This is a genomic window from Pediococcus parvulus, assembly GCF_007990205.1.
Taxonomy (GTDB): domain Bacteria; phylum Bacillota; class Bacilli; order Lactobacillales; family Lactobacillaceae; genus Pediococcus; species Pediococcus parvulus.
Window position 1 is genome coordinate 1 of the sequence record NZ_BJWE01000054.1, and the last position, 9527, is coordinate 9527.

The window sequence follows — 9527 nt, forward strand, 5'->3', positions numbered from 1 at the left end:
AAGCGGAGGAAGCTGCTCTCTTCAACACGTTTCGCTATAAAAAAATATATTAGTAGTCTATTCTAATTTTTGCTAGCTTTAAAAGTACACGTAATAAATGAATGTGCGAGAAGGGCGTCAACAAAATGACATACCAAAGACCTTAACTATTTCCAGTAGTTAAGGCCTTTTTTACACCTATAATTGCGTATTAAATTTAGTATGGCAAAATTAATACAAGTGGGTGGAAAAATCACTTTCAGTCATGTGTATTCAACCAGTAGACACATAAAAAATTTAAAATTACTACCAGAAGTGAACCAAGAAAAGTTTCAAACAAAAATTCTCGCCTTCAACCAGTTACTTTGAATTAAGAGGCAACTATTTTAGTATCCGGAATCCAAATAAAACGCGACAAGAATATTTAACTACTGATTGCGTATAGAAACTGTGATAGACTAGGCTTAAAATATCGATAAACTGAGGCAAAGAGAATTGATTACGATTGGATTAACAACATGGACAGACCATCCTGCTCTCATCGATCATGAGGATCGAAAAGTTGAATTAACAGAATATGCCGGCTACTTTCCAGTAGTTGAGGTGGATACTTCTTTTTACGGCGTGCCAAAAGTATCGACCGTTGAAAATTGGCAAAAATCTGTTCCAGAGGGGTTTCAATTTATTTTAAAGGCTAACAAACTAATGACTTTACATGATGGCGCGGATGTTGATGACTATTTGTCAGATGAGCACCGATTAGTTTTTACCGAATTTCGGCAAATGATTCGTCCTTTAGTTAAGAGTGATCAACTAAAAACGATCCTATTTCAATTTCCACCATATTTCAACTGTCAATTAGACAATATTCGTTATTTGCGTGATGTACGGGTTTTGATGGGTGACTTGCCAATTGCTGTAGAATTTCGTAATTCTAGCTGGTATGATCCGGCGGTTCGTGATGAAACCATGCTTTATTTGAAGAAACTAGGCATGAGTCATGTTTCGGTTGATGAACCCAGCTCAGTCCCTAATGGCGTGCCTTTGGTAGATACGGTGACAAATCAGAATTTGGCCGTTTTACGATTACATGGTCAAAATGCAAAAGGCTGGGTTGAAAAAGGGCCTAACTGGCGCGGAAAGCGGACACTCTACAAGTATTCTGAGGAAGAACTACAAAGTTTTGCGAAACTTGTCAAAAAATTAGAACCGCAAGCTGAAGAGGTATGCATCATTTTTAACAATAACAGCGGTAAAGATGCAGCTGGAAATGCTTTAAGATTAAAGGAAATATTAGGAATTAATTTTGACGGATTGGGGCCATTGCAACTAGGTCTTTTTTAATGAAGTAAATAAAATTCAATTGTCCGCCATCAAACGTGTGAAACACGCTTTGCGCGGCGATTCTTTGTGATATACTTAAAGTTAAAACATTCTACTTTAAATTATTAATTTAAAATATAAAATTATTAGAACTAGGAAGGAAATCTTCAATGGCAGACAAACCCACATATTATATAACGACACCAATTTATTATCCGTCAGGAAAGCTTCATATCGGGAATTCGTACACAACGATTGCTTGTGATGCTGAGGCCCGTTTTCAACGATTAGAAGGCAAAGATGTTTTCTTCTTAACAGGAACTGACGAACATGGTTTAAAAATCGAACAAAAAGCTGAAGCCTTAAACACAACCCCTAAAGCATACGTAGATGGGATGGCTGAAGGTATAAAAAAGCTGTGGAAACTTTTGGATATTTCCAACACTAAATTTATTCGGACAACTGATGACTATCATGAAAAGGCTGTTCAAGAAATTTTCCAAAAATTGGAAGATAGTGGCGATATTTATTTAGGTGAATATGAAGGCTGGTATTCAGTTTCTGATGAAGAGTACTTCACTGAAACGCAATTGGCTGAAGTTTATCGAGATGAAAGTGGTAAAGTAATCGGTGGAAAAGCGCCATCTGGTCATGAAGTTCAAAAAGTTAAAGAAGAATCTTATTTCTTCAAAATGAGTAAGTATGCAGACTGGTTATTGCAATACTACAAAGATCATCCTGACTTTATTCAACCTGCAACGCGGATGAACGAAATGATTAATAACTTTATCAAACCCGGTTTGGAAGATTTGGCTGTTTCACGAACAACTTTCAATTGGGGGGTAAAGGTTAAAAACAACCCTAAACATGTGGTTTATGTTTGGATTGATGCGTTATCAAACTATATTACCGCACTGGGTTATGGCAGCGATGATCAAAGTAACTTTGATAAGTATTGGCCTGCTGACGTGCATATGGTCGGTAAAGAGATTGTGCGTTTCCACACAATTTATTGGCCAATCATGTTGCATGCCCTTGGTTTACAATTACCAAAACACGTTGTCGGCCATGGCTGGTTATTGATGAAAGACGGTAAAATGTCCAAATCTAAGGGGAACGTTATTTATCCAGAAACTTTGGTTGAACGTTACGGCCTAGATGCACTTCGTTACTATTTATTGAAAGCTATGCCTTATGGAAATGATGGGGTGTTCACACCGGAAGACTTTGTCGACAAAATCAATTATGATTTAGCTAACGATCTCGGTAACTTATTAAACCGGACAGTGGCAATGATTAATAAGTATGAAGGTGGTGTCATTCCAACCTTAAAATCTGGTGTGACTCAGTTTGATAAAGACTTAGAAACCACAGCAGCAACTGTCATTACTAATTATCGCGAATTAATGAATTCTCTTCATTTTTCAGATGCACTTTCCGAAATTTGGAAACTGGTTAGCCGCTCCAACAAATATATTGATGAAACCCAGCCTTGGGTGTTGGCTAAAAGTGATGACGCTGTTGATCAAGCTAAATTGGCAAGTGTCATGAACCACTTGGCAGAAAGTTTACGTTTGTTGGCGCATTTATTGCAGCCAATTTTGACACAGGCACCAACGAAAATTTTGGATCAACTAGGTTTAACTGCGCAAACAGTTGATTTAGCTGACTTGAAATTTGGAACAATTCCTGCGGGTACCAAAGTTGTCGCAAAAGGAACCCCAATTTTTCCTCGTTTGGACGCTAAAGAAGAGGTCGAATTCATCAAGGCACAAATGACCAAAACTGATAAAAAGAAGGGCCGTGCTGCCATGGAAGAAGCTAAAAAAGCAGCACAAACCGACGATGCAGCAGAACTTAATATCACTAAAAAGCCAATCCGTATTGAAGCTTTTGATAAAGTAGAACTTAAGGTCGCTGAGATTAAATCTGTGGATAACGTTGAAGGTGCCGATAAACTTTTGAAGTTTAAACTCGACGCTGGTGATAAAGGTGACCGCCAGATTCTTTCTGGGATTGCTGAATATTATCCAGATCCAAGTGTTCTAGTTGGTAAAAAAGTTTTGATTGTGGCTAATCTCAAGCCTCGTAAGATGCGTGGTGAAATTAGTCAAGGAATGTTGCTATCAGCTGAACATGCTGGCCATATTCAAGTTGTTGAAGTGCCAAACAGTTTGGTTAATGGTTCTGGAGTTGAATAAGTTGATTTTGTAAAACATGATGATAATGTAAAGACCAATCTAAGACCAAGTGAACGGTTTGCGGTGTCTTGGGTTGGTTTTTGATAATTGGAGGTAAACATGCAACTATTTGATTCACATACGCATTTGAATGATCCGGCTTTTTGGGGACATGAGAAAGCTTATATTGAGCATGCCCATAAATTGGGTGTCCAAAAAATGGCAATGGTGGGCTCAAATGCTGAATTTAATGCATCCGCAATTAAACTTGCGCACCAATATGAAGATATCTATGCCGTAGTTGGATGGCATCCAGAAGATTCTAAGTATTTTCATGAAGACCAAGCAGAAATTTTACGAGCACAATTACAGGACTCGAAAGTGGTTGCTTTGGGTGAAATTGGCCTGGATTATTATGAAACAAAATCACCGCGAAAAATTCAACGGCGGGTATTTGAAGAACAATTGGAGCTGGCAAGTAAGGTTCATATCCCGGTTGCAATTCATAATCGGGATGCTTTTGAAGATACGTATGCGATTTTAAAAAATGCGCATGTAGAAACCTTTGGTGGTGTGATGCACAGCTTCAATGGCGGACCAGAGTGGCTTGATAAATTTTTGGCACTTGGGATGCATATCTCATACAGTGGTGTTGCAAGTTTTAATTCTGCCCATGATGTGCATAAATCTGTGCAAGAAACACCGGCAGATCGGATTATGGCGGAAACAGATGCCCCGTATCTGGCCCCCATTCCTTTTAGAGGAAAACAAAATGAGCCTGCCTACACACTTTATGTGGTTGAAGCGTTGGCCCGTTTGCGGGATGAAGATCCTGATGTCACAGGCAAAGCAACGTATGAAAATGCCAAACAATTTTATAGGATAGACGATGATGAAAAAAATTAAAGAAGTTATTGTAGTTGAAGGAAAAGATGATACTGTTCGGATAAAAAAAGCGGTAAACGCGGATACCCTAGAGACACGAGGATCTGCAATTTCTGAAGAAACGATAGAACAAATTCGACGTTTACAAGCAGAACGTGGCGTTATTGTGTTTACGGATCCCGATTTTTCTGGTGAAAAAATCCGTAAGACCATTTCAGCTGAGGTTCCAGATGTCAAACATGCATTTTTGGCGAGAAGGGATGCAGTGCCCAGTAAAAAAGGAAGTTTAGGCGTGGAACACGCGACCCCTGAAGTTATTCGAGAAGCCCTAGGCAAAGTGTATACGGAGGCTGCTGATGCACCATTGCAGATTACCAGGGATGATTTACTGGATGCTGATTTAATTGCAGGAACCCATGCAAAACAGCGGCGTATGGAGTTGTGTGAAATTTTGAATATTGGTTATGTGAATGGAAAACAGTTAGTAAAGAGACTTCAACTATTTCAGGTGAGTCGTGAGGCTTTTCAAGCAGCGGTGGATGAATTAGATCAAAAATAAGGAGTAAAAAATGACACAAGAAATTGATATTGCAGATCCAGTTCGAACACGGGCAATCTTGGAACGGTACGGCTTAAATGCTAAAAAAAGTTTGGGTCAAAATTTTTTGACTCGACCACAAATTTTGAAGGATATCGTGGCAGCTGCCGATATTTCTGAGGAAGATGATGTGATCGAAGTGGGACCCGGAATTGGAGCGTTAACGGAGCAGTTGGCGCGTCATGCTCACCACGTGTTGGCGTTTGAGATTGATGAAAACTTGTTGGATGTATTGGACGAAACACTGGATCCTTACAAAAATGTCACAATTATTAATGCAGATATTTTGAAGGTTAATTTGCCAAAAGTGGTTGCAGAAAATTTGGATGGCAAACATACTTTAAAAGTGGTGGCTAATTTGCCATATTATATTACAACGCCAATTTTAAAGGGATTGTTGCAAAGCCCACTGCCATTGGACCAGATTGTGGTTATGATGCAAAAAGAGGTGGCGGATCGCCTTAATGCGGTGCCAGGAACAAAGCCGTATGGTTCATTGAGTGTAGCAGTGCAGTTGGATATGAATGTGGATATTGAGTTTGATGTGCCAAAGGAAGCGTTTATGCCGCGACCAAAGGTGGATTCGGCAATTGTGAAGTTGACGCATCGTGAGCCAAGAGAGGTACAGCCATATTCGAAAGATGCGTTTTATAAGACGGTGCATGGATGTTTTGCGCATCGAAGAAAAACGTTGTGGAATAACTTGATGGGAATTTATGGTAAGGAAGAGGATACAAAGGCTAGGTTAACGGCGGTCTTAGAAAAATTGGATATCAAGCCGGGGGTAAGACCAGAGCGGTTGACGGTTGATGATTTTGTAAGGTTGACGAATGAACTAAAATAGTGGGCGAAGCAAGTCGGTAAAGGGCAGAACCTAAGTGTGACGGAGGCGGGATCGCAATCCCGCGGGAGTCATACTTAGGTTCTGCCCTTTGACTTGCTGAGCCGTCCTCAGAAAAATTAGTGAACGGAATATATATTAGCATGCCCACGTAGTTGAGGCAAAAGCTATGTAATCCTAATTTTATAAAAAACCGGTTGCAGGGCATCAAACGTTGTGGTATAATTTGCAGTTTTTGTGAAACTATGTTATAATGTTTCACATGGGAAGGTGAAGCCAATGCCAAACACACTAGCCACAATTAAGTCGAAGCTAGACAATAAGGTTGGAGAAGAAATGATGGTAGTTGCCCAAGCAGGTCGTAAGAAGATTACGAAACGCCATGGAATTCTTCATAAGACATATCCAGCTGTTTTCGTTGTTGATTTAGATCAAGACGAAAATTCTTTTGAGCGGGTATCATATAGCTATACCGATATTCTAACGAAGAACATCGAAATTGCATTCGGAGAATAAAAATAATCGGGCCGCAAAGGTCTTTTTATTTTGCCTAAATTTATCATTTTTGCACATAAAATGATGTTTAGGATAAGAGTTATGAAGCTTTTTCTCCAGAGCTGGTACTTTACCCAGTTTTTAAGTATAATTGTGATAAAATACTGGATTAGTAAACTAGGTGATTGCATGGAGACAACGGAAAAAGCCCCGGCCAAGCTGAACTTGTTCTTAGACACACCCTATAATCACTCGGATGGGCTTCAAGAATGGAATATGGTGATGACATCGGTAGATCTTGCCGATTATGTAAAGATTGAAACCAAGCCTGGTAAACGCGCCATTAGTGTCCATACAGACACGGGATTTTTGCCCAATGATAGCCGTAATTTAGCGTATCAAGCTGCAAAACTATTACAACAAGAGTTTCATGTTCAGGCTGGTGCAAAGATTCGAATCAAAAAAAATATCCCGGTTGCTGCTGGGATGGGTGGTGGTTCTTCGGATGCTGCTGCCGTGTTGCGTGGATTGAATAATTTGTGGAACCTAGGTATCCCAAAGGCTCAATTGGCTGAATTAGGCCTTCAAATTGATTCAGACGTGCCTTATTGTGTGTTTAGTCAAACAGCCCATGTTTATGGTAAGGGTGAAAAAGTGGCGTTGCTACGGCAATTACCGGCAATGTATTTTGTCATTGCAAAGCCTAAACTGAGCGTTTCAACGCCTAAGATTTTACGAAAGATTGATCATAAAAGCTTAGGTCATTTAAAAATTGACGGAATGTTGGAAGCAATTAAACAAAATGATTTTTCGGCAATCTGCAAAAATGCAGGAAACGTGCTTGAACCGGTAACAGGGCAGATGCACCCACAGATTTTACAATTAAAAGACCGCATGCTAAGGTATGGTGCCGATGTTGCGCAAATGAGTGGCACAGGACCAACTGTTTTTGGCATTTGTCGCAAGGAAAGCCGGGCTCAACACCTTGTAAACAGTCTGAAGGGCTTTTGTCCGGAAGTGTATCTTGTTAGGCCATTAAACTAAAAAGAGAGTCACCAAAAATGGGGGCCCTCCTTTTTTAACGCGTTTAAGTAATCAATTACTTAAAGTCGTTATAACAATGCAGCAATACCCAGGCCAATGAAAATTAATCCGAAGAATACACTGTACCAAATTGCAAATGGCATGAATAGAGAAGTATGACCATTCATGCTCACACGCAATGTTTGCCAACTTTTGTAAACATTGTAAAATTGAAACAAACCAATTAAGATACCTACTACACCAATTAAAAGATCTGCATTCATCACAATCGCGTTCGTTCAAAATTACAATCCAAACATAAACAACCTACTTTGGGTTAACTGTATTATTGGCACCAGTGTAGCATCACTTACTAATCTTTGCAATCGCTTTCTTTTATGAAATAATAAGCTAATAGTAACGGCTGAAAATCAAGAATAAGATCGCAGTTCCGATGGCGATTAGAAGAAGCATCAGGCCCAAATTTGTCCAGCTGAAATGGCGAGAAAGGTACATTGAACCCCCTGCTAAGCTTAAACTGACGACAATTAAAATTACGATTAATGAGACTGGAAACCCAAATTTATAGAGAAAATAGGCCATTACTGCGTAGCCTAAAAGATATTGAAAGAGCATAAATTGATTGTTTGGTCGTTTCATAGCTACCTCCGTGTTTGTTGTTACTCTAAATATACAGCAAAATGGAGAAATACATTAATGAAGCGCCCACTAAAACCAGAATATGCCACCAAACGTGTACATATTTTACATGGGGGATGTTGTAAATCAGGCCACCCAATGAAAATGCAACGCCGCCGGCAACAAGCAGACTAATGCCAATTAAGCCTAAACTGGCATAGAGTTGTTTGGCGCCAACTAGACAAAGCCAGCCCATTAACACGTAAATAAGGGTTTCAATTTTTTTGAACTTACCAACCGCAAAGAATTGAAAGACAATTCCGGCGATTGCCAGAAACCAAATGACGATGCATAAACTGATTCCTAGACGGCCGCGAATGGCAAGGAGACAATAAGGTGTGTAGGTTCCTGCAATTAAAAAATTAATGCTGTCATGATCTAATATTTGGAAGACGTGACTAGCTTTCGTAAAATATAAGCTATGAAACATAGTAGAAGAGAAGAATAAAACTAAAAGACTAAGACCATAGATAGTATAGGCGACTATATCTAGTGGTTTTCCAAGTCCAATAGCCTTAATAAGCAATAAAATGGTTCCGGCAATACTCAAGAAAAATCCAATTCCATGGGTAATGGCGCTCCAAATTTCATTAAGCAGCTGTGAGTGACGGATGTCGATGATTTTTTTTGATTTAAAAGTTGGTTTCATTAGGTCGTCCTCCGTTCAACTAGATATTATATACTAATCATCTGGTTTTGGAAACTAGATGATCTATAAAACGTGTGAATTACGTAAATTTTCTGAAAATGGTATGATGTTAGAAAGAGTAAAGTAAAGAGGGAAATCATGGCAAAGCGTTCAAGTACCAAACAAAAGATTGTGCTGGCCTTATTTGAATTAATGAAGACCCACTCAGTTGATGAAGTGACAGTTAGCGATATTTGTAAACAAGCATCTGTTTCGCGCATGTCCTATTATCGGAGTTTTAAATCAAAACAACAGATCTTGGAATATCAATTCGATGAAGTGTTCCAAGAGTTTTTTAGTTACCTTCAAGTTATGAATACGCATGATATGACAGCTTTTTTAGATGCCTTTTTTACAGTGATTCGGCGACATCGTGGCACTGTTAATATTTTAATCAAAGCTGACTTAGTGGGGATTATTTTAGATAAACTTCAATTTTATATTACTGATCTAGTGGACAAAGACGTTTTGAAAATTCGTGACCGAGCTTCCAAAATGTGGATAGCGTTTGTAGCAGGCGGGTTAACCCAGATGATTGTTGAGTGGGATAAGGATGACATGGTGGAGTCTAATGCTGAAATGGTTATGATTGGTCGGAAATTTTTGAGATAATTTGTGTAAATCAACCTGAGTTTTCAGAAAACACTTATGCTTTTTAAGTGAGTTTGTTACAATAGATGAGATGGAACCCATACTGCGTATAATTGATCAGCGTATGTTTTTTTATAAAAACATGCGCTGATTTTTTGCGCTCTGTTGGGAAAACTTGCACATTTAAAAAAAAGGAGGAACTATATGTTATTTAGAATGAAATGT

The 9527-nt window shown here is 39.0% G+C and carries 11 protein-coding genes; 8 read left to right on the forward strand and 3 right to left on the reverse strand.

The window, feature by feature from the left end:
- The first annotated feature begins 474 nt into the window (after positions 1-474).
- The 7 genes from PPA04_RS08665 (at position 475) to ispE (ending at position 7345) form a co-directional block, all read left to right on the forward strand.
- On the forward strand, positions 475-1323 hold the full coding sequence (locus PPA04_RS08665) for a DUF72 domain-containing protein (RefSeq protein ID WP_057784967.1): 849 nt from the start codon (positions 475-477) through the stop codon (positions 1321-1323).
- A 149-nt stretch (positions 1324-1472) separates the two neighbouring features.
- Complete coding sequence (gene metG / locus PPA04_RS08670; protein WP_057784968.1) at positions 1473-3503, forward strand: methionine--tRNA ligase; 2031 nt, start codon at positions 1473-1475, stop codon at positions 3501-3503.
- A 99-nt stretch (positions 3504-3602) separates the two neighbouring features.
- Positions 3603-4388 (forward strand): TatD family hydrolase, encoded by a 786-nt coding sequence (locus PPA04_RS08675; protein ID WP_057784969.1) that lies wholly within the window; start codon positions 3603-3605, stop codon positions 4386-4388.
- Complete coding sequence (rnmV, locus tag PPA04_RS08680; RefSeq protein WP_057784970.1) at positions 4375-4926, forward strand: ribonuclease M5; 552 nt, start codon at positions 4375-4377, stop codon at positions 4924-4926. Before PPA04_RS08675 ends, rnmV begins: the two co-directional genes overlap by 14 nt.
- A gap of 10 nt (positions 4927-4936) precedes the next feature.
- Entirely contained in the window at positions 4937-5809 is an 873-nt protein-coding gene (gene rsmA / locus PPA04_RS08685) for a 16S rRNA (adenine(1518)-N(6)/adenine(1519)-N(6))-dimethyltransferase RsmA (protein WP_057784971.1), read from the forward strand.
- Between the two features lie 276 nt (positions 5810-6085).
- A complete protein-coding gene (locus tag PPA04_RS08690) occupies positions 6086-6322 on the forward strand; it encodes a Veg family protein (RefSeq protein ID WP_057784972.1) in 237 nt (78 codons plus the stop codon).
- A gap of 168 nt (positions 6323-6490) precedes the next feature.
- On the forward strand, positions 6491-7345 hold the full coding sequence (gene ispE, locus PPA04_RS08695; RefSeq protein ID WP_057784973.1) for a 4-(cytidine 5'-diphospho)-2-C-methyl-D-erythritol kinase: 855 nt from the start codon (positions 6491-6493) through the stop codon (positions 7343-7345).
- Between the two features lie 68 nt (positions 7346-7413).
- Here the strand turns inward: ispE and PPA04_RS08700 are convergent, their stop codons facing one another.
- From PPA04_RS08700 to trhA, 3 genes are all read right to left on the reverse strand, one after another.
- Positions 7414-7608, reverse strand: coding sequence for a hypothetical protein (locus PPA04_RS08700; RefSeq protein ID WP_057784974.1), 195 nt, complete (start codon positions 7606-7608; stop codon positions 7414-7416).
- A gap of 127 nt (positions 7609-7735) precedes the next feature.
- The gene (locus PPA04_RS08705) at positions 7736-7984 is read right to left on the reverse strand and encodes a hypothetical protein (protein WP_057784975.1); all 249 of its coding nucleotides are present in this window, start codon (positions 7982-7984) and stop codon (positions 7736-7738) included.
- A 25-nt stretch (positions 7985-8009) separates the two neighbouring features.
- Entirely contained in the window at positions 8010-8672 is a 663-nt protein-coding gene (gene trhA / locus PPA04_RS08710; RefSeq protein ID WP_057784976.1) for a PAQR family membrane homeostasis protein TrhA, read from the reverse strand.
- Between the two features lie 138 nt (positions 8673-8810).
- Here trhA and PPA04_RS08715 point away from each other — a divergent pair, with 138 nt between their 5' ends.
- Complete coding sequence (locus PPA04_RS08715; protein ID WP_057784977.1) at positions 8811-9323, forward strand: TetR/AcrR family transcriptional regulator; 513 nt, start codon at positions 8811-8813, stop codon at positions 9321-9323.
- Positions 9324-9527 lie beyond the last annotated feature (204 nt).

Excerpts from the sequence above, each read along its gene's own strand:
- PPA04_RS08705 (WP_057784975.1), bottom strand. The coding sequence starts at position 7,984 with ATGAAACGACCAAACAATCAATTTATGCTCTTTCAATATCTTTTAGGC.
- rnmV (WP_057784970.1), top strand. The coding sequence starts at position 4,375 with ATGAAAAAAATTAAAGAAGTTATTGTAGTTGAAGGAAAAGATGATACT.
- trhA (WP_057784976.1), bottom strand. The coding sequence starts at position 8,672 with ATGAAACCAACTTTTAAATCAAAAAAAATCATCGACATCCGTCACTCA.
- PPA04_RS08715 (WP_057784977.1), top strand. The coding sequence starts at position 8,811 with ATGGCAAAGCGTTCAAGTACCAAACAAAAGATTGTGCTGGCCTTATTT.
- PPA04_RS08700 (WP_057784974.1), bottom strand. The coding sequence starts at position 7,608 with ATGAATGCAGATCTTTTAATTGGTGTAGTAGGTATCTTAATTGGTTTG.
- ispE (WP_057784973.1), top strand. The coding sequence starts at position 6,491 with ATGGAGACAACGGAAAAAGCCCCGGCCAAGCTGAACTTGTTCTTAGAC.
- metG (WP_057784968.1), top strand. The coding sequence starts at position 1,473 with ATGGCAGACAAACCCACATATTATATAACGACACCAATTTATTATCCG.
- rsmA (WP_057784971.1), top strand. The coding sequence starts at position 4,937 with ATGACACAAGAAATTGATATTGCAGATCCAGTTCGAACACGGGCAATC.
- PPA04_RS08675 (WP_057784969.1), top strand. The coding sequence starts at position 3,603 with ATGCAACTATTTGATTCACATACGCATTTGAATGATCCGGCTTTTTGG.
- PPA04_RS08690 (WP_057784972.1), top strand. The coding sequence starts at position 6,086 with ATGCCAAACACACTAGCCACAATTAAGTCGAAGCTAGACAATAAGGTT.